The organism is Streptomyces sp. NBC_00440 (assembly GCF_036014215.1).
Taxonomy (GTDB): Bacteria; Actinomycetota; Actinomycetes; order Streptomycetales; family Streptomycetaceae; genus Streptomyces.
Map to the genome: position 1 here is coordinate 7023405 of NZ_CP107921.1, position 22570 is coordinate 7045974.

Annotated in this window: 19 protein-coding genes; 9 read left to right on the forward strand and 10 right to left on the reverse strand. The window is 71.6% G+C overall.

The window, feature by feature from the left end; translation table 11 throughout:
* Positions 1–11 precede the first annotated feature (11 nt).
* From OHB13_RS31325 to OHB13_RS31340, 4 genes are read right to left on the reverse strand one after another with little or no spacing between them, the layout of a single operon-like run.
* Complete coding sequence (locus tag OHB13_RS31325; protein ID WP_328379308.1) at positions 12–1268, reverse strand: Gfo/Idh/MocA family protein; 1257 nt, start codon at positions 1266–1268, stop codon at positions 12–14.
* Complete coding sequence (locus OHB13_RS31330; RefSeq protein WP_328379309.1) at positions 1265–2143, reverse strand: carbohydrate ABC transporter permease; 879 nt, start codon at positions 2141–2143, stop codon at positions 1265–1267. Before OHB13_RS31330 ends, OHB13_RS31325 begins: the two co-directional genes overlap by 4 nt.
* A complete protein-coding gene (locus OHB13_RS31335; protein ID WP_328379310.1) occupies positions 2140–3066 on the reverse strand; it encodes a carbohydrate ABC transporter permease in 927 nt (308 codons plus the stop codon). The genes OHB13_RS31330 and OHB13_RS31335 overlap by 4 nt, the downstream gene beginning before the upstream one ends.
* The gene (locus OHB13_RS31340) at positions 3063–4367 is read right to left on the reverse strand and encodes an extracellular solute-binding protein (protein WP_328379311.1); all 1305 of its coding nucleotides are present in this window, start codon (positions 4365–4367) and stop codon (positions 3063–3065) included. Before OHB13_RS31340 ends, OHB13_RS31335 begins: the two co-directional genes overlap by 4 nt.
* A gap of 152 nt (positions 4368–4519) precedes the next feature.
* Here OHB13_RS31340 and OHB13_RS31345 point away from each other — a divergent pair, with 152 nt between their 5' ends.
* Complete coding sequence (locus OHB13_RS31345) at positions 4520–5683, forward strand: ROK family protein (RefSeq protein ID WP_266851376.1); 1164 nt, start codon at positions 4520–4522, stop codon at positions 5681–5683.
* A 48-nt stretch (positions 5684–5731) separates the two neighbouring features.
* Here OHB13_RS31345 and OHB13_RS31350 read toward each other — a convergent pair whose 3' ends face one another.
* Positions 5732–6556, reverse strand: a complete 825-nt coding sequence (locus OHB13_RS31350; protein WP_328379312.1) for a phytanoyl-CoA dioxygenase family protein — start codon at positions 6554–6556, stop codon at positions 5732–5734.
* Between the two features lie 100 nt (positions 6557–6656).
* On the opposite strand from OHB13_RS31350, the gene OHB13_RS31355 reads away from it, so the two are divergent.
* The 6 genes from OHB13_RS31355 (at position 6657) to OHB13_RS31380 (ending at position 13364) form a co-directional block, all read left to right on the forward strand.
* On the forward strand, positions 6657–7421 hold the full coding sequence (locus OHB13_RS31355) for a helix-turn-helix transcriptional regulator (RefSeq protein WP_266851372.1): 765 nt from the start codon (positions 6657–6659) through the stop codon (positions 7419–7421).
* Between the two features lie 106 nt (positions 7422–7527).
* Positions 7528–8361: a M55 family metallopeptidase gene (locus OHB13_RS31360; protein WP_266851370.1), complete on the forward strand. Its 834-nt coding sequence runs from the start codon at positions 7528–7530 to the stop codon at positions 8359–8361.
* Entirely contained in the window at positions 8354–9700 is a 1347-nt protein-coding gene (locus OHB13_RS31365) for a M20/M25/M40 family metallo-hydrolase (protein WP_328379313.1), read from the forward strand. The genes OHB13_RS31360 and OHB13_RS31365 overlap by 8 nt, the downstream gene beginning before the upstream one ends.
* 13 nt (positions 9701–9713) lie before the next feature.
* Entirely contained in the window at positions 9714–11711 is a 1998-nt protein-coding gene (locus OHB13_RS31370; RefSeq protein ID WP_328379314.1) for a S9 family peptidase, read from the forward strand.
* Positions 11712–11764: 53 nt separating this feature from the next.
* Positions 11765–12745: a S66 peptidase family protein gene (locus OHB13_RS31375; protein WP_328380433.1), complete on the forward strand. Its 981-nt coding sequence runs from the start codon at positions 11765–11767 to the stop codon at positions 12743–12745.
* Positions 12746–12809: 64 nt separating this feature from the next.
* Complete coding sequence (locus OHB13_RS31380) at positions 12810–13364, forward strand: GNAT family N-acetyltransferase (protein ID WP_328379315.1); 555 nt, start codon at positions 12810–12812, stop codon at positions 13362–13364.
* Positions 13365–13447: 83 nt separating this feature from the next.
* Here OHB13_RS31380 and OHB13_RS31385 read toward each other — a convergent pair whose 3' ends face one another.
* Positions 13448–13783, reverse strand: coding sequence for a DUF6204 family protein (locus tag OHB13_RS31385; protein WP_266851362.1), 336 nt, complete (start codon positions 13781–13783; stop codon positions 13448–13450).
* Positions 13784–14036: 253 nt separating this feature from the next.
* On the opposite strand from OHB13_RS31385, the gene OHB13_RS31390 reads away from it, so the two are divergent.
* On the forward strand, positions 14037–15977 hold the full coding sequence (locus OHB13_RS31390; protein ID WP_328379316.1) for a DUF5107 domain-containing protein: 1941 nt from the start codon (positions 14037–14039) through the stop codon (positions 15975–15977).
* A 65-nt stretch (positions 15978–16042) separates the two neighbouring features.
* Here the strand turns inward: OHB13_RS31390 and OHB13_RS31395 are convergent, their stop codons facing one another.
* Both OHB13_RS31395 and OHB13_RS31400 read right to left on the reverse strand, forming a co-directional pair.
* Positions 16043–16417, reverse strand: a complete 375-nt coding sequence (locus OHB13_RS31395) for a VOC family protein (protein WP_328379317.1) — start codon at positions 16415–16417, stop codon at positions 16043–16045.
* Positions 16418–16532: 115 nt separating this feature from the next.
* The gene (locus tag OHB13_RS31400) at positions 16533–17342 is read right to left on the reverse strand and encodes a methyltransferase domain-containing protein (RefSeq protein ID WP_328379318.1); all 810 of its coding nucleotides are present in this window, start codon (positions 17340–17342) and stop codon (positions 16533–16535) included.
* Positions 17343–17654: 312 nt separating this feature from the next.
* Here OHB13_RS31400 and OHB13_RS31405 point away from each other — a divergent pair, with 312 nt between their 5' ends.
* Positions 17655–19523: a transketolase gene (locus tag OHB13_RS31405; protein ID WP_328379319.1), complete on the forward strand. Its 1869-nt coding sequence runs from the start codon at positions 17655–17657 to the stop codon at positions 19521–19523.
* Positions 19524–19960: 437 nt separating this feature from the next.
* Here OHB13_RS31405 and OHB13_RS31410 read toward each other — a convergent pair whose 3' ends face one another.
* Both OHB13_RS31410 and OHB13_RS31415 read right to left on the reverse strand, forming a co-directional pair.
* Positions 19961–20914: an IS481 family transposase gene (locus OHB13_RS31410; RefSeq protein WP_328379320.1), complete on the reverse strand. Its 954-nt coding sequence runs from the start codon at positions 20912–20914 to the stop codon at positions 19961–19963.
* A gap of 120 nt (positions 20915–21034) precedes the next feature.
* Complete coding sequence (locus OHB13_RS31415) at positions 21035–22540, reverse strand: bifunctional phosphatase PAP2/diacylglycerol kinase family protein (RefSeq protein ID WP_328379321.1); 1506 nt, start codon at positions 22538–22540, stop codon at positions 21035–21037.
* Positions 22541–22570 lie beyond the last annotated feature (30 nt).

Sequence of the window (22570 nt, forward strand, 5' to 3'; positions counted from 1 at the left end):
GTGGCGGGTGATCAGAGCGTGACGACGGTTCCGGTGCGGCGGGCACGTTCGGCGGCGAAGACGAGCCGGTGGCTCGCCACGCCGGTACGCGCGCCCGAGACGACCAGCTCGGGGCATCCGTCGCTGAGCGCGTCGACGAATGCGTACAGCAGCGCCCGGTCGCCGCCGGCGTGCCCCTCGGTGTTGTTGGAGCCGTCGACCGAGGTGTCGATGACGGTCCGGCGCTCGGTCAGCAGGTCGTAGACCTCCAGGTACCGCCCGTCGCCGGTCAGTTGGCCGCGCGTGCCGAAGATCCTGGTGCGGCGGTTCTCCTGCGGGGTGAAGGCGGTAAGAGTGAAGCTCGCGGTGAGGCCCCCCTCGTATTCGACGGTGACGGTCTGGTGGTCGTTGACGTCGTTGTCGCAGGCGTAGGCGCAGCGCCCGTAGGGCCCCGTACGCAGCGCCTCGGTCAGCGTGTCCTCGGTGAGGTCGCGCGCGACCACACTCGCGAAGTAGTGCTTGGGGCCGTGACCGTCGCGCAGGCCCTGCCGGTAGATGCGGGCGGCGGAGAACGGGCATCCGGCCTCTACCTCGGCCGGGCAGTCGAGGCAGCGGTCGGCGGCGCCGGGCGGCCGGTTCTCGGGGCGGAAGTGGGTGAGGGAGCCGAAGGAGGAGACGCGGCGCGGGGCCCGGCCGATGACGTCGCCGAGCCAGTCGATGTCGTGACAGGACTTGGTGAGCAGCAGCGGCCCGGTCTCGTCCTCGCGCCGCCAGTTGCCGCGTACGAAGGAGTGCGCGAAGTGGTAGGAGCCGATCGGTTCCAGGTGCTGGACGGAGACGATGTCGCCTACCGCCCCGGAGGCGAGTTCGCGCTTGAGGGCACGGGTGTAGCGGGTGTAGCGCATGACGTGGCACAGGCCGAGGAGGACACCGGCGTTCTCGGCGGCCTCGGCGATGCGGACGCAGTCCTCGTCACTGACGGCCATGGGCTTCTCCAGCAGCACGTGGTAGCCGCGGGCGATGAAGGCGAGCGCGGCGTCCAGGTGCTGGTCGTCGAGAAGGGCGATGACGACGGCATCGGCCAGGCGGGGCCGGGCGGCCAGCTCGCGCCAGTCGGCGAAGACCTGGCCGTCCGCCAGTTCATGGTGGGCGGCGAAGGATTCGCGGCGCGCGTCGTCGGGTTCGGCGACCGCGGTGACCACGGCCCGTTCGGGGCGTTCGGCAGTCAGCTCGGCGTAGGCGGCGCCGCGGGCGCCGGCCCCGGCGAAGGCGATTCGCATGGTGGTCATCCCTTGCTGGCCCCTCCGGTGAGGCCCTTGACGAAGTGTTTCTGGAAGGCGAGGTAGAAGACGAGGATCGGTATCGAGGCGAGGAACATGAACGCGAACACGGCGCCGTAGTCGGACTGGTGCTCGCCGATGGCGCGGTAGACGCCGACGGTGACGGTGGTACCGGAGGCGGGTCCGAGGATGATCAGCGGATTGAGGAAGTCGTTCCAGATCCAGGTCCCGAGGAAGATCAGGACGCTGGCGGAGGCCGGCCGCAGCAGCGGGAAGATCACCTGCCAGAAGGTCCGGAAGCGCCCGGCACCGTCGAGGGCGGCGGCCTCCTCCAGCTCGACCGGGATGGTCTTGACGAACCCGGTGAACACGAACACGCCGAACGGCACGTAGTAGCCGACATTGGACAGCACCACGCCGGCCACGGAGGTCATCAGCCCGAGCGTGCGCAGGACCTCGGTGATCGGCGTCATGATGACCGCGGGGGGCACCATCAGCCCGCACAACAGCACCGCGAGGGCGATCTTCGGCAGCGGGCCGGCGGCCCGCGCCAGATAGTGGCCGAGCATCGCCGAGAGCACGGTGAGAACGGTGATCGAAATGGCGGTGATCTCGACGCTGTTGATGAGCCCGAACCAGAACAAGTGGTCGGTGCGGGTCAGTACGGCGGTGAGGTTGTCGAGCGTCGGGGGGAACGGCAGTGCGGCCGGGCTCCTGACGATCTCGTCCCCCGGTTTGAAGACGTTCGCCAGCACCAGGTACAGCGGAAGGAAGAAGCAGGCCGTCACCAGGACCGCGGCGACGGGGCGCAGCCAGGTGCGGGCCCGGCCGTTGCGGGCGGCGACGCCCGGCCGGGCGCGTTCGCGGTCGAGTACGAGGGTCACAGGTTCACCTCTCGGCGCTGAAGGAAGCGGAGGGCGAGGACGGAGATCGCGGCGACCAGGGCGAGCATCACGGTGGACATGGCCGCGGCGTAGCCGATCCGGTTCCCGGTGAAGGCGGTGGTGACGACGGAGAAGGCGATGGTGGCCGTGGTCCCGTCGCCCGGTCCGCCGTTGGTGATCACCTGGATGTGGTCGTACGCCTTGAACGCGGTGATCAGCAGCATGACGGTGTTGATGGTGACGGCGGGGGCCAGCATCGGCCAGGTGACGTGCCGGAAGCGCCCGCCGGCGCCCGCCCCGTCCAGCGCGGCGGCCTCATGCAGCTCCGGCGGCACGCCCTGGAGTCCGGCGAGGTAGACGACGACGCAGAAGCCGAGCATCTGCCAGGCGATGATGGAGGCGACGGAGTACAGCGCGATCGACGGGTCGGACAGCCAGCCCGGCGGATGGTCCACACCGGCCGACCGCAGCAGCGAGTTGACCATCCCGTCGTCGGTCAGCAGCGCCTGCCAGATCACGCTGACGACCACGGAGCTGAGCACCACGGGTGTGAAGAACACGGCGCGCAGTGCGTGGTAGAGGCGCCCGCGCCGGTCCAGCAGAATCGCGACGCCCAGGCCGAGTACGTTGGGCACGACCACGACGATGGCGGTGACGATCACCGTGTTGCCGAGCGCCCGGTGGAACGCCGGATCGCCCAACAGCTCGCGGTAGTTGGCAAGACCGGTATACCGGGTCGACCGGTGCAGCGGGTTCTCGTCGGTGAGGCTGGACCGCACGCTCATGATGACGGGTACCAGGACGAGGCCGAGGTAGAGAAGGAGGCCGGGGGCGCCGAAGGCGAGGAAGTGGCCGATGCCGGCGAGTGGCGCCCGGCGGCTCGGGCGACGGGCCGTCCTGGACGGCGGGCTTGTGATGGTCACTTGGTGTCCTTGGCCCACTCGGTGTCGAGGTTCTTGGCCAGCTCGTCCGCGGTGGTGCGACCGCTGATCAGGTCGGCGGTGCCGGCCCACAGCCGGTCGGACACGCCGGGTACGAGGCCGGTGTCGCCGGTCTCGACGGTGAAGGAATTGACCAGAGCATGCCGCTTGGCGGCGTCCTGGTAGAGCGCGTCGGTGGCTCGGTACACCGGGCCCATACCGGCCGGTGGGGTGTATCCCCTGATGGCGATGATCGACCCGTCGGCCCTCACCGAGGCGTCGAGGTTGGCCTTGTCCTCCATGAACGCCTTCGCCCACTTCTTCGCCAGCGGGACGTCCGGGGCCGTGGAGCTGACACTCATTCCGCCGCCGGTGTAGGCGGGGACCACGGTCTTGCCGTCGTCGCTCGGCCAGGGGAAGACGCCGACGCCGAAGCCGGGCTTCTTGGCGTCGGCGGAGGCCGCGAACCAGGAACCCATCGGATACATCGCGCCCTTGCCGTCGCGGAATGCCTGCTCGGTGGCGGCGTAGTCGCGGCTGAGACCGGACTTGTCGATATAGCCCTTGGCGGCCAGGTCCTGGACCTTCTTCAGCGCACCCACGAAGGCCGGATCGGTGAAGGAGCGCTTGCCGGACCGGCGTTCGGCCAGCCAGTTCGGCCTGGCCCGGTAGACGTCGGTGCCGACGGCGGCGATATCGGGGTAGCCGTCGGCGAAGGTGTCCTTACCGCCGCCCCCGACAATGATCGGGTCAATGCTCTTGGACTTGAGCTTGGCGCAGTCGTCGAGGAACTGCTGGTACGTCGCCGGAGTCGCGGTGATCCCGGCCTTCGCGAACAGGTCCTTGTTGTAGTAGACGAGCGGGGTGGGCTGGGTGTTGTAGGGCAGTTGGTAGATCTTGCCGCCGATGGGGTTGGCGTTCGGGGAGACGTAGTCGGCCAGGTCGGCCGCGGACCAGGCGGTGAGCTTGCCGGACTGGGCGAGGCCGTCCGGGTTGACGGAGATCATGAGGTCGGGGAGCTGGCCGGAGGCGGCGAGCTGCTTGACGTAGCCGTTGCGGTCGGCACTGGGTGCGACCAGCTTCTTGATCTTCACACCGGGGACCTTCGCCGAGGCGCGGGCGATGGCCGCGTCCCAGTACTTCGCGTCCAGGTTGGGGGTCTCGAAGGTGAGGAAGGTCAGCACCGGCCTGCCGCCGGAACCGGCCGATGAGGACCCGCTGCCACCTGCGGTGCAGCCGGTGGCAGCGAGGACGAGGACCGCGCCGGCGGCGGCCGCGGCGAGCCCGTAGCGGCGTCTGGACATGGGTCTCCCTGAAACGAAGGTTCGAGCCGGCAAGGCGTCAATTACTAAACTTGCTAACGTAATGCGGTACCGGGCAGGTCTAGCAAGACATCCGATGTCCAGTCAAGAACTATGCAGAGCTCAAGAATCGGCACGAGGAGACTCCAACCCCCATGGCGCGCACCAGCGGTGACCCCTCGATCCTCCGACAGCTCAACTCGGCCGCGGCCCTGCGTGCCCTGATGGAGGCCCCCGGCGCGCTCACCGTCGCCCAACTGGGCAGCGTCATCGGCGTCACCCGGCCACCCGCCGAGCGGATCGTCAACGAACTGATCGCGGGTTCCTGGGCCGAGGAGGAACCACCGACCGCCGCCCGACAGGTCGGACGTCCTGCCCGCCGCTACCGCTTCCGCGCGGACGCCGGGCACGTCATCGGCATCGACATCGGCGCACACAAGACCCTGGCCGCCGCCGCCGACCTGCGCGGCGACGTCCGAGCCGAGCGCCGGGCACCGCTCGATCCGGAGATGGGCGCCGCCGCGCGGCTGGCCGCCGCCCGGGACAACGCCCTCGCCTGCCTGCAGAGCGCCGGCCTCGCACCGGACGGCCTGCTGGCCGCCGGGATCGGCACCAGTGGCGTGATCGACGAGCGGGGGCAGGTCGCGCTCTGCAGCATCCTGCCCGAGTGGACCGGGCTCGACCTGACCGCCACCGCAGGGGAGTTCCTGCCCGGCGTCCCGGTACTGGTCGAGAACGACGTACGGCTCGGCGCCCTGGCCGAGCACTGGCGGGGTGCGGCCCAGGGTGCGGAGGACGTCATCCTGCTGCATGCCGGACGCCGGCTCAGTGCCGGCCTGCTGCTCGGCGGCCGGCCCCGGCGGGGCAGCCACGGCGCCGCGGGGGAGATCGGCCACCTCAGCTACCTCAACTGGATGCACTCCTTCGAGCGGTTCGCGGACTACCGCGAGGGTGAGCACGGTCCGGCGGCCGGTGCGGAGCCCGCGGCGCGGGTCTTCGCCGCACTGCGCGACGGTGACCGGCAGGCGGGCTACCTGGTCGACGCGTTCGCGCGCGAGCTGGCCGACGGGCTGGCCGCGATGGTCCTGGCCGTCGACCCCGAGATCGTCGTCATCGGCGGCGGACTGTCACGTGCGGGGGAACTGCTCGCCGGACCGGTGCGGCGGCATCTGGCCGCACACTGCCTCTTCCCGCCCGAAGTCGCGGTCTCCGGACTCGGCGACGAGGCGGTCGCCCTGGGAGCGGTCCGGCTGGCCGCTGACGGTGTGAAGGAACGGCTGCTGACCGGACCCTTGCGGCCCGCTCCCGCACTCGGGTAGACATACGGAGCCCTCAGATACGAAAGGCAGTATCGAAACTGTCTCCGGTCACAGGCCGTCGCGGTCGTGCCAGTGCTCCTGCCAGCGCCAGTCGATGGGGTCGTCGGCGCGCTGGTACCGGATGTCGGTGGACAGGCGGGTCACCTCTTCCGGGTCGGTGTTGTCGAGGGCGGCGTGCACCAGGTAGGGGGAGTGGACCACCATGTCGCCGGCCTCGTAGTCGGTGGTCAGCCAGCGGGTGTCGTAGGCGTCGGCGAGGGCGGGGAGGTCGGCGGTGATCGACGCGGCGGGCCTGCGCAGCCGGCCGGCCCGTTCTTCGGCGCGCACCCGTGCGTGACTGCCTTCCAGGTAGACGAGGCCGCCGCGCGTGGCGGGGCAGTCGCCCAGCGGGATCCAGGAGCTGAGCACCCGGTCGGTGCCTTCCCGGAGATACACGAGGTCGTAGTGGGCCTGGGTGGCGAACCCGATGCCCGTGTCGCCCGCCCGCTGGTGCCGGATGATCTTCCGTCGGTGCAGGAAGGCCGCCGCGTCCAGGAACCACGCGTACCAGTCACGGAGCGCGGGCTGGGTGCAGAACTCCTGGTAGGCGCGGCCCGGCACCAGCTCCTTGAACAGCACCCGGCGCAGGGCCGCCGGGTCCGGGTCGGCCCGGCCGCGCTCCCGCAGGCCGGTCGGGGCGAGGGTGTCGAAGTAGTGGCGGCGGAACGCGGTCACGGCGGCCACGGGCAGGGCGCCCTTGAGATAGAGGTAGCCGTCGCGGCGCAGGCGGGCCCAGAGGGCGTCACGATCGTGCCGCTCTTCGTCGGGTACCGGTGCGAGGGCGCCCATCCTGGCGGGTGCGGTGTCGAGTACGTAGCCGTTGGACGTCAGCATGGCTACGAGCCTGACCGTGCCGGGCCCGCGGTGCCATGCACGAAAGCGGGTAGTGAAGGGGACTCTTCGGTACGCGGTCCGTGCCGTCTACAGTGACCGCATGCCGGGCTGGTCGCGCTATCTCACTCCCGCCGCCGCGCACTGGGGACTCGGTCTGGTGTGCCTGGGAGCGGGCGGGCAGAGCGGCCACATCGGCACGGTGCGCGAGAGGGTGCTGTCGTCGCACGCCGTGGTCCTCGTGACCGCCGGCCGCGGCCGCTGCAACGGCCGTGCGGTCGGCCCGCCCGCCCTGTTCCACCTGCCGGCGGGCGTGCCGCACACCTACGGTCCTGACAGGCACGGCTGGAGTGAGCAGTGGGCGCTGTACGACGGCCCGGCCGCCGGCGCGTACGCCGAACTCGGTTACCTCCCGGCCGAGGTGACCCCACTGGCCGACGCCGCATCGGCCGCCCTGCTGTTCACCCGGCTGCGCCGTGCCCTCGACCGCCCCGACCCCGAGACGGCGTCCGCCGCCGCCCTCCACGAACTCATCACCGCGCTGGGCCGCCCGCGGGTCACGCACCCCGTCCTGGTCGCACTGGCCCGCAACAGCGCCCTCCCGCTGGCCGTCACGGCACGCGAACTGTCCCTGAGCGCGGAGAGGTTGAGGAGCGTCGTCCGGCAGCAGACCGGACATGGTCCGAAGGAGTACGTCCAGCGGCTGCGTATCAACCGGGCCAAGGAACTGCTCGCGGAGACGGATCTGACCGTGGTGGCGATCTCCCGCCGCACCGGGTTCAACGACCCCGGCTACTTCACCCGCCAGTTCACCCGCCGGACCGGCGTCACCCCGTCCGCCTTCCGTACCCAGCAGCAGCGGGGATGACCGGCCGGCGCTGCGGCCATGCGGACGAACCGACGCCAGCGGTATGGACCTGTGGTGGTTGAACACCTGCTGGCCAGCATATTCGGCGGCAGGTAGCGTCATGCGCATGAAGATCCTCATCAGCGCCGACATGGAGGGCGCGACCGGTGTGACCTGGCCCGGTGATGTGCTGCCCGGCAGTGCGCAGTGGGAACGCTGCCGGTCGCTGTTCACGTCCGATGTGAACGCCGCCGCCCTCGGCTTCTTCGACGGGGGAGCCGACGAGGTGCTCATCAACGAAGCCCACTGGTCCATGCGGAATCTGCTCATCGAGCAGCTCGACGAGCGGGTCCAGATGCTCACGGGCCGCCATAAGTCGCTGTCCATGGTGGAGGGCGTCCAGCACGGCGACGTCGACGGGATCGCCTTCGTCGGGTACCACACCGGCGCCGGTATGGAGGGCGTACTCGCCCACACCTACCTGGCCAACTCGATCACCGGCGTCTGGCTCAACGGCGTACGGGCGAGTGAGGGTCTCCTCAACGCGCATGTCGTCGCGGAGTACGGAGTCCCGGTGGTGCTCGTCACCGGCGACGACCTGGCCTGCGCCGACGCGCTGGGCTACGCGCCCCGGGCCCGTACGGTGGCGGTGAAGGACCACGTGTCGCGGTACGCGGCGGTCTGCCGCACCCCGGCCCGTACGGCATCCGACATCCGGTCGGCCGCAGCGGGAGCCACCGCGCTCGCCGTGCGCCATGAACCCGTGACAGGTCGGTCCTTCACGGTGGAGCTGGAGTTCGACGCGGAGCATCTGGTGGGCGCCGCGACCGTCGTTCCGGGGGTCAGGCGGACAGCCGAACGGCGTGTCGCCTACACCAGCGCGACGATGTATGAGGGCATTCGGACCTTCAAGGCGGTTACGACGCTCGTCTCGTCCGCGGTGGAGGAACAGTATGGCTGACGTGAACCCGATGGCAGCGGTCCCGCTGGACGCCAGGGCACTCGACGAGGTGGTGGACTTCACCTCGGAACTGATCCGGATCGACACGACCAACCGGGGCGGCGGCGACTGCCGGGAGCGGCCCGCCGCGGAGTACGTCGCCGAGCGGCTGGCCGGTGCGGGGATCGAGCCGGTGCTCCTTGAGCGCACCCCGGGGCGTACCAATGTGGTGGCGAGGATCCCGGGTACCGACCCGTCGGCGGACGCGCTGCTGGTCCACGGGCACCTCGACGTGGTGCCCGCCGAGCCGGACGACTGGTCCGTGCACCCGTTCTCCGGTGAGATCCGCGACGGTGTGGTCTGGGGCCGCGGCGCCATCGACATGAAGAACATGGACGCGATGGTCCTCGCGGTGGTGCGGGCCTGGGCGCGCGAGGGCGTCCGCCCCCGGCGCGACATCGTCATCGCGTACACGGCCGACGAGGAGGCGAGCGCCGTCGACGGCTCCGGCTTCCTCGCCGACCACCACCCCGGGCTCTTCGAGGGCTGCACCGAGGGGATCAGCGAATCCGGTGCCTTCACCTTCCACGCGGGCCCGGACCTGCCCGTCTACCCCATCGCGGCCGGTGAGCGCGGCACCGCCTGGCTGAAGCTCACGGCGCACGGCAAGGCCGGCCACGGCTCCAAGGTCAACCGGGACAACGCGGTCAGCACGCTCGCCGCCGCCGTCGCCCGGATCGGCGAGCACCAGTGGCCGGTGCGGCTCACCCCGACCGTGCGGGCCGCGCTCACCGAGATCGCCGCGCTGCACGGCATCGAAACCGACACCGCCGACCCGGACTTCGACGTGGACGCGCTGCTCGCGAAGCTGGGCCCGGCGGCCGCGCTGGTCGAGCCGACCGTCCGCAACAGCGCCAACCCGACGATCCTGGAAGCCGGTTACAAGGTCAACGTGATCCCCGGGCATGCGACGGCGTACGTCGACGGGCGGATGCTGCCCGGCGGCGAGGACGAGTTCCGCACGACGCTCGACCGGCTCACCGGGCCGCACGTCGACTGGGAGTTCGACCACGGTGAGGTCGCGCTCGAAGCGCCGGTGGACTCACCGACGTACGCCAAACTGCGGGCGGCCGTCGAGAAGTTCGCACCGGAGGGGCATGTGGTGCCCTACTGCATGTCGGGGGGTACGGACGCCAAGCAGTTCTCCCGGCTGGGGATCACCGGGTACGGCTTCTCACCGCTGCGGCTGCCCCCGGGTTTCGACTACCAGGCCCTGTTCCACGGGGTCGACGAGCGGGTACCGGTGGACGCGCTGCACTTCGGTGTCCGGGTGCTCGATCACTATCTGCGTACTGCATAGGGGAGTTGTCTGCATGGCATCCACCGGGGCCTACGGAACGTGGCCTTCGCCGATCGACGCCGCCCTCGCCGCGTCGCAGGACGGCCGTCCCGAGTTCATCGGCACGGTCGGCGAGGAAGTGTGGTGGACCGCGCCGCGCCCCGCCGAGGGCGGCCGGCGCGCACTGGTGCGGCGGCGGGCGGACGGCCGTGAGGAGACGGCCCTGCCCGCTCCGTGGAACGTCCGCAGCCGGGTCATCGAGTACGGCGGACAGCCCTGGGCCGGGGCGGCGCGGCCCGCGGGCGGACCGCTCGTGGTCTTCGTCCACTTCGCCGACCAGCGGCTCTACGCGTACGAGCCGGACGCGCGGGGCGCCGGGGCGCAGCCGAAGCCGCTGACCCCGGTCTCCGCCGTGGGCGGCGGACTGCGCTGGGTGGACCCGGTGATCCACCTGGACCGCGGCGAAGTCTGGTGCGTCCTGGAGGAGTTCACCGGCGGCTCGCCCACCGATGTGCGCCGGGTCCTCGCGGCCGTACCGCTGGACGGCTCGGCCGCAGGGGACCGCGCTGCCGTACGCGAACTCTCCGACGGCGGGCACCGCTTCGTCACCGGCGCACGGCTCTCGCCGGACGGGCGGCGTGCAGCGTGGCTGGGCTGGGACCATCCGCGGATGCCGTGGGACGGGACCGATGTCATGGTCGCCGATGTCACGGGCGACGGCCTCTTCGAGGGGGCCCGGCACTTCGCCGGGGGACCCGGCGAGTCCGTCGCACAGGTCGGCTGGGCGGCCGACGGGCGGCTGCTGTTCGCGTCCGACCGCACCGGCTGGTGGAACCTCTACCGGGCGGACGTGGACCACGACGGCGCGGCCGTCGCGCTCTGCCCCCGCGACGAGGAGTTCGGCGGGCCGCTCTGGAAGATCGGCCAGAAGTGGTTCGAGCCGCTGGACAGCGGGCTGATCGCCGTCGTCCACGGCGCGGGCACCACCGCGCTCGGTGTGCTCGACCCGGAATCCGGCGAACTCGTCGACGCGCCGGGCCACTGGAGCGAGTGGGCCGCGACCCTGGCCGCGGACGGCAGCCGGGTGATCGGCCTGGCGGCGGGCCCGCGCTCCACGTTCGAGATCGTGGAGCTGGACACCAGCTCAGGACACACCCGCGTCATCGGCTCCCCGCACCGGGACGCGGTGGACCCCGCCTATTACCCCGATCCGCAGACCCGTACGTTCACCGGGCCCGGCGGCCGGGAGATCCACGCCCACATCCACCCGCCGCACAGCCCGGACCTGACCGCACCGGACGGCGAACTGCCGCCCTTCGTGGTCTGGGCGCACGGCGGACCCACCAGCCGTACACCGCTCGTACTCGACCTGGAGATCGCCTACTTCACCTCGCGGGGCATCGGGGTGGCCGAAGTCAACTACGGCGGTTCGACCGGCTACGGCCGGGAGTACCGCAACCGGCTGCGCGGGCAGTGGGGCGTCGTGGACGTGGAGGACTGCGCGGCCGTCGCCGGGGCACTCGCTGACGAGGGCACCGCCGACCGGGCCCGGCTCGCGATCCGCGGCGGCAGCGCGGGCGGCTGGACATCGGCCGCCTCGCTGGCGTCGTCCGGCGTCTACGCCTGCGGCACCATCATGTATCCCATCCTCGATCTGACCGACTGGGCGTCGGAGGACGGCACCCACGATTTCGAGTCCCAGTACCTGGAGACCCTCATCGGGCCGTTCGCCGAGGTCCCCGAGCGCTACCGCGACCGCTCGCCCGCCCAGCACGCGGACCGGGTGTCAGCGCCGTTCCTGCTGCTCCAGGGGCTGGACGACGTGATCTGCCCACCGGTGCAGTGCGAGCGGTTCCTGGAGCTGATGGCGGGCCGGGGCGTGCCGCACGCCTACCTCACGTTCGAGGGCGAGGGGCACGGTTTCCGCAGGGCCGACACCATGGTCCGCGCGCTGGAGGCCGAACTCTCCCTGTACGCACAGACCTTCGGCATCGACCGGCCCGACGTGCCCGCCCTGGAGCTGAACCAGTGAGCCTCACCCCGCCGTCCCCCACGCCGCCGTCACTCGCCCAGCCGTCCCCCGCCATGCCGTCCCCGACGGCGCCGGGCCGCGCACAGCCCGGCCGCACCGCACCCGCCCTCGTGCCGCTGACCCGGCCCGCCCGGCTGCGGCCGGGGGCCAGGGTCGCCGTGGTGTCGCCCAGCGGGCCCGTCCCCGAGGACCGGCTCACGGCGGGGCTCGACATCCTCCGCGGCTGGGACCTGGACCCGGTCGTGATGCCCCATGTGCTCGACAGGCACCCGCGGTTCAGATACCTCGCGGGCGCCGACGAGGCCCGCGCCCGCGACCTCCAGACGGCCTGGTGCGACCCGGAGTTCTCCGCGGTCCTCTGCGCACGCGGCGGATACGGCGCGCAGCGCATGACCGATCTGCTGGACTGGGCGGCGATGCGCGCGGCCGGGCCCAAGGTGTTCGTCGGCTACAGCGATGCCACCGCGCTGCACGAGGCGTTCGCGGTACGGCTGGGGCTCTCCACGCTGCACGGCCCGATGACCGCGGCCCTCAGCTTCATCGAGAACGCGGAGACCCAGGAATCCCTGCGCGCCACACTCTTCGAGCCCGACACGGTCCGCACGCTCGGCCTCGGCACCGCCCGCACCCTGGCCCCCGGCCGGGCGGCCGGCATCACCTTCGGGGGCTGCGTCGCGCTGCTCGCCGCCGAGCTCGGCACACCGCACGCCCGCCCCACGGGGCGCGGCGGGCTGCTGCTGATCGAGGACGTCGGCGAGAAGGGCTACAGCATCGACCGGAACCTCACCCAGCTGCTCCGCTCGGGCCTGCTGGACGGCGTCGCGGGCATCGCTCTCGGTTCCTGGGAGGAGTGCGCCCCGGGCGACGAGGTACGGGCGGTGCTGGAGGACCGGCTCGGCGGTCTCGGTGTGCCGGTGGCCGCGGAGTTCGGCTTCGGGCACTGCTCCACGGCGCAGACGATGCCGCTCGGCGTGCCCGCGGTCCTGGACGCCGGCGCGGGCACCCTCACGCTGGACGTGCCGGCACTGGTCTGAACCGCCGGGGCGCGAATCCGGGCCGCCCCGGTACCGCGCGCCCCGGGCGGTTTAGCCTTGCCCGATGTCAGACACGACCGCATACCTCGCCGCAGGCCCCCGGGTGGGCGTACGTCTCTTCTCGTACGAGGACGCGGGGGAGTTCACCGCGCTGGTACGGGAGAGCAGGGAACTGCACCACCCCTGGCTCGCCCCGCCCGCCGACCACGAGAGCTTCCTCGTCTACGCGCGGCGGCTGATCGAGGACCCGGCCAAGGCGGGCTTCCTGGTCTGCGAACACGAGGGCGCGGCGGCCGGACGCATCGCCGGGTTCATCAACATCAACAACATCGTCGAGGGCGCGTTCCGGAGCGGGGCGCTCGGATACGGCGCGTTCGCGCACGCGGCAGGGCGGGGTCTGATGGGGGAGGGGCTGCGCCTGGTGATGGCGTACGCCTTCGGCCCGCTCGGCCTGCACCGCCTGGAGGTCAACATCCAGCCCGCCAACGAGGCATCGCTGGCGCTGATCCGCCGCGCCGGGTTCCGGCTGGAGGGGTTCTCTCCGGACTTCCTCTTCATCGACGGTGCCTGGCGGGACCACGAACGCTGGGCGTTCACCGCCGAAATGACGGTCCGCTGACGGCGGCCGCGCCCCTCAGACGGATCCCTCAGACGGATCCCCCGGCCCGTCTTCCGGCCCGGACCGGGGCTGGGCCGGGCCCGTCAGCGGCCCTTGCGGTTGATCTTCATGGTGTCCATGTCCGTCACGGTCGAGCGCAGCGGACCGAAGCCGTGCCCCAGCTCCTTCAGCGCGGTCTCGGCCCGGTCCTCGGCGATGGCGCCCGCCATCTCCTCGCCGTCCGCCGCGTCGGAGACGACGACATAGCGGAACGAGAAGTGCCGCAACGCCCTGTCGTAGGTGAGTGAGCCCTGCTCGGTGAAGTGCATCTGCGTCAGCCCGTGGTCGTCCACGTCCGCGAGCAGCCGGGTCCGCGAGGTGTCCGTCAGCCCGTCCCAGGTTCCCCGCACAATGACCCGGTAGGTGTGCTGCTCGGCCATCTCGTCCGCCCTCGTCTCGTTCGTACACCGTTCCCGGCGAAGGGTACGGGTCCGGCCGAGTCCGGCGCAGACCAATTTCTCCGGGGCGGCCTTCCGCGCGGATCGGGCAGCCTTTCGGATAAATCGGCCTGCGGGAACCCCTGGTCAGACCAGGCCCGCCGGTGTTCCATGGTCATCAGGGGAGGGGCCGGGCGGACGGCTGCCCCCACGAGCGAGTGAGGTTGCCTTGGCCACGACCGTGCGACGTGCCGTAATGACGCTGCCCGCTGCCCCGTTGGGGCCGGAGAACCCCCTTCCCGCGCTGCGGCCGCTCGACGAGATGCACACCGTGGACGCCGAGGGGCGGGCCGGGCTCCCGCACGACATGGCACGCCAGGTCGGGTACGAGCAGCTGACCAGCGTGCTGCCCGTGCGCGTCCTCGACGGGTACGCCAGGGAGCGCACGCCCACCGGCATCGACACGATCGTGATCGAGAACGACCGGCTGCGGGCCACCGTGCTGCCCGGTCTCGGCGGCCGGATCCACTCCCTCTTCCACAAGCCGTCGGGCCGGGAACTGCTCTACCGCAACCCCGTCCTCCAGCCCGCCGATTTCGCGCTGAACGGCGCCTGGTTCTCCGGCGGCATCGAGTGGAACATCGGCGCGACCGGGCACACCACGCTCAGCTGCGCCCCGCTGCACGCGGCGCTGGTGACCGCACCCGACGGCGGTGAGATGGTGCGGCTCTGGGAGTGGGAGCGGCTGCGCGACCTGCCCTTCCAGGTGGACCTCTGGCTGCCGGAGGACTCCGACTTCCTCTACGTCGGCGTCCGGATCCGCAACCCGCACGAGCAGCCGGTGCCCACCTACTGGTGGTCCAACATCGCCGTGCCCGAGGGCCCGAAGACCCGTGTCCTGGCCCCCGCCGACGAAGCCTGGCACTTCGGCTACGAGCGCAGTCTGCGCCGTGTCCCGGTCCCCGGATGGAACGGCGCCGACCGTACGTACCCCCTCCGCAGCGAGTACCCGGCCGACTACTTCTACGAGGTCCCGCCCGAGGAGAGGAAGTGGATCGCCTCGCTCGACGAGGGAGGACGGGGGCTCGTCCAGACATCGACCGACCAGCTGCGCGGCCGCAAGCTCTTCCTCTGGGGTTCGGGCACCGGCGGCCGGCGCTGGCAGCAGTGGCTGACCGAGCCGGGCACCGGCGGCTACGCGGAGATCCAGGCGGGTCTCGCCCGTACCCAGCTGGAGCATGTACGTCTGGAAGCGGGCGCCGAGTTCAGCTGGCTGGAGGCGTACGGGCCGCTCGAAGCGGATGCGTCGGCCGTGCACGGCGACGACTGGGCCGCGGCCCGCGACGAGGCGGCGGGCCGGCTCGAAGCCGCGCTGCCCAGGGCCGCGGTCGAGGCGGCCCACGACGGGTGGCGCGGCTGCGTGGACCGCGAGCCGCACGAGATGCTCGCCACCGGCTCCGGCTGGGGCGCGCTGGAAGTGCTGCGCGGCGGGTACAAGCTGCCGGGCACGCCGTTCTACGCGTCGGCGCTCGACGACGACCAGCAGCCCTGGCTGGAGCTGTACCGCTCCGGTGCGTTCCCGGCGCCGCGCAAGGTCACCCCGCCCGGTCCCTCGCTGGTCTCCAGGCACTGGCGGGACATGCTGGAGACGGCCCGCGCCGAACCGCTGACCGAGTACCACCTGGGTATCGCGCAGTGGCACGGCGGCGACCGGGCCCAGGCGGTGCGCAGCTGGGAGCGCGGCCTCGAACTGGCTCCGTCCCGCTGGCCGTTGCTGCGCTGCCTCGCGGTCGCCGACCGGTGCGACGGCCACGACGGGAGGGCGGCCGACCGCTGCGCCGAGGCCTTCGACGACCTCTGCGAGGAGCGCCGCGAAGGCCGGAACTGGACGGCGGTGACGGCCGCCCTGGGGCGCGAGGCGATCGACGTACTGCTCGCGGTGGGGCGCACCGCGGACGCGCGGCGCGTCTGGGACCGGCTGGGGCAGGAGACCCGCGCCCGTGGCCGGTTCCGGCTGATCGAGGCTCAACTGCTGCTTGCCGAAGGGGACACCGGGGCGGCGCGTGCGATATTCGACGCGGGCTTCGAGGTGGCGGACCTCCGGGAGGGCGCGGAGATCCTCAACGAGATCTGGTCGGCCCTCACGGACGATCCGCTGCCGGAGGCGTACGAGTACCGGATGCGGCCGGTGAGCTGACGGCCGGTGAGCTGATGGCCGCGGGCTGACGGCCCCGGAGCCCCGGGGCCGGGCTGCCGTACGGATCAGGCGGTGGAACCGGTCCCGGTCCCGGTTCCGTTTCTGTCGACGTACTCGAACACCGACCCGTCGGGGTGGACCGCGATCAGATTGCGGCCCACCGGGGTCGGTACCGGCCCCGCGATGACCTGTGCGCCGACCTCGGTGAGCGTGGTGTGGGCTTCGTCGACATCACGTACCGCGATGGTCGCCGTCACCTTGCGCAGAATCTCCAGCTCCGACTCAGGACCACTCATCAGAAGGAAGAAGCCGACGGCGGCGACGGACACCCCGCCGCGCTCGAAGCGCAGCGCCTTGGCGCCGGTGAGGCGTTCGTAGAAGAACACCGAAGCTTCGAGGTCGTCGACGCAGATACGCAGCGTGGTGCCTAGGATCTCCATGCGGAGAAGCCTAGTTGACGCCGGAACCGGGCCGGCGGGAGCGGGCCTTGCGCCGATGCGGCAGGCCCGCTCGCGGGGGAGCCCAGGGCCGGCCGGCCCGCTCCCGGACGGTGCCTCAGACCCGGCAGAGGACCTCGCCGTGCGGCACCAGGAACCACCCGTCGTCCTGCCCGCCCCACTCGCGCCAGGCGCCCGCCACCGCCGCCAGCTCTTCCTGCGTCGCGTGGCCGCCCTCGACCGCCTGCTGTGCGTAGACCGACTCGACCGTACGGTCGGCCCACAGCCCGCTCCACCACGCGCGCTCCTCCTCGGTGGCGAAGACCCAGTTGGTGGCCGTCGTCCTGATGTCCGTGAAGCCCGCCTGCCGCGCCCAGGAGAACAGCCGCCGTCCGGCGTCCGGTTCGGCGCCGTTGCCGCGGGTGACCCGGTGGTACAGGTCCAGCCAGTCGTCCATCACCGGGGACTCCGGGTACCAGGTGAACGCCCCGTAGTCGCTCTCGCGCACCGCGACGATGCCGCCAGGTTTGGTGACCCGCCGCATCTCGCGCAGCGCCTGCACCGGGTCGCCCACGTGCTGGAGCACCTGATGGGCGTGGACCACGCAGAAGCTGTCGTCCGGGTAGTCCAGCCCGTGCACGTCCGCGACCGCGAACTCGGTGTTGGTCAGGCCGCGTTCGGCGGCCAGCGCACGTGCCTTGTCCAGGATCCCGGGAGCCCTGTCCACTCCGGTGACGCTGCCCTGCGGGACCAGGGCCGCCAGGTCGGCGGTGATGGTGCCGGGGCCGCAGCCGATGTCCAGGATCCGCATATGGGGCTTGAGCTCGCCCACCAGATACGCCGCTGAGTTGGCGGCGGTCCGCCAGGTGTGCGAGCGCAGTACCGACTCGTGGTGGCCGTGGGTGTAGACGGCAGTCTCTTCCGGCATGGCGGGATCTCCCTGTTCGACGTCGAACTCATCCGAAGTGGTGTCACCACCGTAGATCCTCCACCCGGATAGTGAGATACATATCTCGCATTCTGATACGCGATGGGGTGCGCCGATCACCCCGCGAGGGCCGGTCCTGGCGCGGTTTCTGCCGCCAAGCCGGGGAAACGTGTGCGCGTCGCGGCGCACCGGGTACGCGGTGCTGTGCGACCGGGACAGGCTGAGCAACCGGGCACGCCCACTCCAGGAGCGGCCCACGCCACACCGCACCGACGGCCCCGCTGAAGGTCCGGTCGCGGGAAGGGAACAGCAATGACCACGTATCAGAACGCGGAACTCTTCGAACTGGCCCAGCAGCTCCGTGTGGACGCGGTGCGCGCCGCGGACGCGGCAGGCTCCGGGCACCCCACCTCATCGATGTCCGCGGCGGATCTCGCCGCCGTACTGCTCGCCAGGCATCTGCGCTACGACTTCGACCGGCCCGACGATCCCGGCAACGACCGCTTCGTCCTCTCCAAGGGGCACGCCACACCGCTCCTGTACGCGATGTACCGCGCGGCGGGGGCCATTGACGACGAGGAACTGCTCACCTTCCGCAAGAAGGGCAGCCGTCTCGAAGGCCATCCGACGCCGCGCATCCCCTGGGTGGACGTGGCCACCGGATCGCTGGGGCAGGGGCTGCCGGTCGGCGTGGGTATGGCGCTCGCGGGAAAGTGCCTGGACCAGGTGGACTACCGGGTCTGGGTGCTGAGCGGTGACAGCGAGATGGCCGAGGGCTCCGTCTGGGAGGCGGCCGAGCACGCCGGGTTCGAGAACCTCGGCCGGCTGACCCTGATCGTCGACGTCAACCGGCTCGGACAGCGTGGTCCCACCCGGCACGGCCGGGACCTCGCGGCGTACGCGCGCAGGCTGCAGGCCTTCGGCTGGCACACGGTCGAGGTCGACGGGCACGACATCGCCGCCGTCGACGCCGCGTACGAGGAGGTGCTCGCCGTCACGGACCGGCCCACCGCGATCGTCGCGGGCACCCGCAAGGGGCGCGGGGTGGCCTCGGTCGAGGACCGCGAGGGCATGCACGGCAAGCCGCTGCCCGACGCCGCAGCGGCCGTCGAGGAGTTGGGCGGCCGGCGGTCCATCCGGGTCGGTGTGCACAAGCCCGCCGACGTCCAGCCGCGGCGGATCACCGGCAGCGGGGAGCTGGTGCTGCCGCGCTACGAGAAGGGCGACGAGGTCGCGACGCGCAACGCGTTCGGTGAGGCGGTCACCGCCCTCGGTACGGCGCGCGGCGAAGTCGTCGTACTGGACGGGGAGGTCGGCGACTCGACCCGCGCCGAGTTCTTCTCGAAGAAGCACCCCGAGCGGTACTTCGAGTGCTATATCGCGGAACAGCAGCTGGCGGCGGGCGCGGTCGGTATGCAGGCGTGCGGCTATGTCCCGTTCGCGTGCAGCTTCGCCTCGTTCCTCACCCGGGCGCACGACTTCTTCCGGATGGCCGCGATCGGCGCCGCCGACATCAACGTCGTCGGCTCGCACGTCGGTACGGCGATCGGCCAGGACGGCCCGTCCCAGATGGGGCTTGAGGACCTGGCGATGTTCCGGTCGGTCCACGGCAGCACGGTCCTGTATCCGAGCGACGCCAACCAGACGGCCCGGCTCGTGGCGGAGATGGCGGACGCGCGCGGCATCCGCTATCTGCGCACGAACCGCGGGGAGACCCCGGTCATCTACGGTCCTGACGAGGAGTTCCCGATCGGCGGCAGCAAGGTCCTGCGCTCCGGCGCGAAGGACGAGCTGACCCTGATCGGCGCGGGCCAGACCCTCCACGAGTGCCTGGAGGCGGCCGACATCCTGGCGCAGGAGGGCATCGCCGTGCGGGTGATCGACCTCTACTCGGTCAAGCCCGTGGACGCGGGGACCCTGCGGACCGCGGCGGACCAGACGGGCTGCCTGGTCACTGTCGAGGACCACCACCCCGAGGGCGGTCTCGGGGACGCGGTCGCGGAGGCGTTCGCGGACGGCAGGCCGGTTCCCCGGCTGGTCCGGCTCGCGGTCGGCAATATGCCGGGTTCCGCCACCCCGCACGAGCAGTTGGTGGCGGCCGGGATCGACGCGCAGAGCATCGCGGCGAGTGCTCGGCTGCTGGTGGAGCGGGCAGTGATCCGCCCGGGCTCGGCCGCCTGAGCGGGGCTACTCCGTGGGTCTCCGCCCGTGAGCGTTGCTCCCTCGCGGGGCTCTGCCGGTGGGCGTTGTTCCCTCGCCGGGGCTCGGCCGGGGCTCGGCCGGCGGGCGGGCTCGCTTCGTGGGTTTCCGCCCCCCCCCAGCGGGCCCCTTCGTGGGGCTCCGCAGGCTCTGCCGGGTGGCCGGCTCGGCCACCCGGATTCCCACCGGCAGGACACGGGCCCGGCGGCCGGCCGGCGCGCCCGGCCCGATCCGGACGGAAGGCCCAAGGGCCTGTCGTCAAAGTGCCGCCTGCCGCGCGGCGTCTGGCACGCACGCTCGCGGCGTTGCCGAAATGCCCTAGTAGCTCCGCTACGAGAACATTCCGGCGCCTTGCGATCGCACGCACCAGACGCCGCGCGGCCGCCCTTCGGGCAACGACGGCACTTTGACGACAGGCCCTAGATGTATTCACCCGTGAGGTTGGGGACGCGGCTGGCGGGTGGTTGGCCCTTAAGCGCGGTGTGTCCGCGGTGGTGATTGTAGGAGTGCAGCCAGCGGGGGAATGCGTCACGTCGTTCCTGCTCTGAGCGGTAGGGCTTTGCGTAGGCCCACTCGTCGAGCAGGGTGCGGTTGAGTCGTTCGACCTTGCCGTTGGTCTGCGGTCGGTAGGGCCGGGTGCGCTTGTGGGTGATCCCGGCCTTTGCCAGGGTCTCGCGCCAGAGGTAGGACTTGTAGCACGCCCCGTTGTCGGTCAGGACCCGTTCGACGGTGATCCCGCAGTGGGTGAAGAAGGTCTGGGCCCGCTGCCAGAACGCGGTGGCGGTCTCTTTCTTCTCGTCCGTGTGGATCTCGCTGTAAGCCAGACGGGAGTGGTCGTCGACGGCGGTATGGATATAGCTGTAACCGGCCCCGGAGCGGGTCTTGCGGCCTGCCTGGCGGCCCAGGGCCTTGTGACCGCCCCCGTCGGGAATGTTGCCAAGCTTCTTGATGTCCACGTGCACGAGTTCGCCGGGCCGGTCGCGTTCGTAGCGGCGTATGACACGGCCGGTGACCCGATCGAGATGGCTGAGCCGGGCCAAGCCAAAGCGAACCAGCACCCGGTGCACGGTGGATGGCACCAGGCCCAGCAGGTGTGCGATGCGGGCCGGTCCCCACCGCCTCGCGAGGCGGACTTTGATGATCCGGCGTTCGGTCCGGGTCGGCGTGCGTCGAGGGCTGTGGTGGGGGCGGCTGGAACGGTCGCTCATCCCCGCTTCGCCGAGCCGGCGATAGCGCCCGGCCCACCGCTGGGCTGTGGTCGGTGATACCTGGAACCGCTCCGCTGCCCGGCGCAGAGGCCATCCGTCATCAACCACACAGCGGGCCAGCCGCAGGCGTCCGGTCTCGGTCAGAGGTGCATTACGGTGAGGCATGAGGGCCTTTCGGGCTGGTGTAGACGTCGCAATCCACACCGAACCCGGAAGGCCCTCACTCGTTCAAGATCCCCAGACGGTGATCACTGTCACCGCACCCAACCTCCGTGGACAGAACACCTAGAGCGGCATCGGGCGGTACACCGTGAGCGCCTCGTCGTCCTTGTCGATCCACAGCGTCTCCGGTGCCTCCGTGATCTCCCCGTCGAACGCGAGCGGCGTGCCGGGCGCCAGTCCGGCGACCCGGACCCGGCGCAGCCGCTGCGCCGCGTGCACGGGGGAGCGGGACAGCGGCCCCGCGAGGGCCGCCGCCAGCAGCCGCAGCCCCGGCAGCCGGCCGCCGTGCACCACCCGGACATCCAGCAGGCCGTCCGCCAGATCGAAACGCCGGCCGGGGGTCGGCCCCATCTGCTGGTACATGCCGTTGCCCGCGAACAGCATCCACAGGGCCCGCTGCTCGCCCTGGAACTCGGCCCGGAGCGGCCGCTGCGAGCTGAGCACTCGCGCGGCCGCCAGCACCCCGGCGGGCCAGCCGCCGATCTTCGGGGACCAGCGCTCCCTGATCCGCACCAGCTCCGGATAGGAGCCCAGGCTGAAGGTGTTGAGGAAGTGCCCCGGGCCGCCGCCGGGCCCGTCGGGCCCCGGTGTGAACCGGCCCAGGTCGACCTTGACCGCGTCGCCCGAGGCCAGCGCCCGGCAGGTGTCGTGGACCTCCTCGATCCCGACGTCGTACGCGAAGTGGTTCAGTGTGCCGCCCGGGAAGACGGCAAGCGGCACACCATGACGGGCGGCGGCCACGGCCGCCCTGTTGACCGTTCCGTCCCCGCCGCAGATGCCCAGGGCCCGGCAGTTCTGTGCTGCTTTCTCCAGGGTGGCCACCAGCTCGTCCGGATCGCACTCCACCACTTCCGCGAGCGGCAGCGCGTCCCTGACGAGGGCCGACTTGGCCGCGGCCGAACCCGATGCTCTGTTGACCACGACGACGAGGTCCTGGCCGCCGGGCAGGACCGGTGCCTCGGTGTGCGGGCGGCCGGGGGCGGGCAGCTGGTCGCGGGTCGGTACGAGCCCCCGCACCGCGAAGGCGGCACCCACCCCGAGCGCCGCCCCGATCACCACGTCGCTCGGGTAGTGCACCCCGGTGTAGACACGGGAAGCGGCGACGCTGATGGCGAGCGGCGCCACGACCGCGCCCCAGCCCTTCGACTCCAGCGCGACGCCCGTGGCGAAGGCGGCGGCCGAAGCCGCGTGCCCGGAGGGGAAGGACGTGGTGACCGGCTGCCGCTTGAGCTGCCGCATCACCGGTACGGCGTCCAGTATCGGTCTCGATCTGCGGACCGACCCCTTGGCCACCGTGTTGGCGACGGCCGAGGCCACGGCCAGCGAGGCCACCCCGCGCAGGGCGGCCCGCCGCGCCCGGGTCGAGCGGCCCGCCACGGCGATCCCGGCGGCGGCGCCGAGCCAGAGCATGCCGTGGTTGGCGCTGCGGCTCAGCCGGGGCAGCACCGGCGCCGCGGCCGGCCAGTGCCGGGCAGCCGCGGACCGGAACAGCGCCTGGTCCCTTGCCCCGAGCCAGCCCGTGAGCCGATCGAGACGGACCGGACCGCTGCGGGGGACGGCGGATGCCATGGAAATCAACCCTCTCGGTGAGCGCCGCAC

Coding starts and splice junctions, on each gene's coding strand:
- OHB13_RS31395 (WP_328379317.1), bottom strand. CDS start 16,417: ATGGAGATCCTAGGCACCACGCTGCGTATCTGCGTCGACGACCTCGAA.
- OHB13_RS31340 (WP_328379311.1), bottom strand. CDS start 4,367: ATGTCCAGACGCCGCTACGGGCTCGCCGCGGCCGCCGCCGGCGCGGTC.
- OHB13_RS31390 (WP_328379316.1), top strand. CDS start 14,037: ATGACGCTGCCCGCTGCCCCGTTGGGGCCGGAGAACCCCCTTCCCGCG.
- OHB13_RS31410 (WP_328379320.1), bottom strand. CDS start 20,914: ATGCCTCACCGTAATGCACCTCTGACCGAGACCGGACGCCTGCGGCTG.
- OHB13_RS31325 (WP_328379308.1), bottom strand. CDS start 1,268: ATGACCACCATGCGAATCGCCTTCGCCGGGGCCGGCGCCCGCGGCGCC.
- OHB13_RS31355 (WP_266851372.1), top strand. CDS start 6,657: ATGCCGGGCTGGTCGCGCTATCTCACTCCCGCCGCCGCGCACTGGGGA.
- OHB13_RS31415 (WP_328379321.1), bottom strand. CDS start 22,540: ATGGCATCCGCCGTCCCCCGCAGCGGTCCGGTCCGTCTCGATCGGCTC.
- OHB13_RS31350 (WP_328379312.1), bottom strand. CDS start 6,556: ATGCTGACGTCCAACGGCTACGTACTCGACACCGCACCCGCCAGGATG.
- OHB13_RS31370 (WP_328379314.1), top strand. CDS start 9,714: ATGGCATCCACCGGGGCCTACGGAACGTGGCCTTCGCCGATCGACGCC.
- OHB13_RS31360 (WP_266851370.1), top strand. CDS start 7,528: ATGAAGATCCTCATCAGCGCCGACATGGAGGGCGCGACCGGTGTGACC.
- OHB13_RS31365 (WP_328379313.1), top strand. CDS start 8,354: ATGGCTGACGTGAACCCGATGGCAGCGGTCCCGCTGGACGCCAGGGCA.
- OHB13_RS31400 (WP_328379318.1), bottom strand. CDS start 17,342: ATGCCGGAAGAGACTGCCGTCTACACCCACGGCCACCACGAGTCGGTA.
- OHB13_RS31375 (WP_328380433.1), top strand. CDS start 11,765: ATGCCGTCCCCGACGGCGCCGGGCCGCGCACAGCCCGGCCGCACCGCA.
- OHB13_RS31385 (WP_266851362.1), bottom strand. CDS start 13,783: ATGGCCGAGCAGCACACCTACCGGGTCATTGTGCGGGGAACCTGGGAC.
- OHB13_RS31345 (WP_266851376.1), top strand. CDS start 4,520: ATGGCGCGCACCAGCGGTGACCCCTCGATCCTCCGACAGCTCAACTCG.
- OHB13_RS31380 (WP_328379315.1), top strand. CDS start 12,810: ATGTCAGACACGACCGCATACCTCGCCGCAGGCCCCCGGGTGGGCGTA.
- OHB13_RS31405 (WP_328379319.1), top strand. CDS start 17,655: ATGACCACGTATCAGAACGCGGAACTCTTCGAACTGGCCCAGCAGCTC.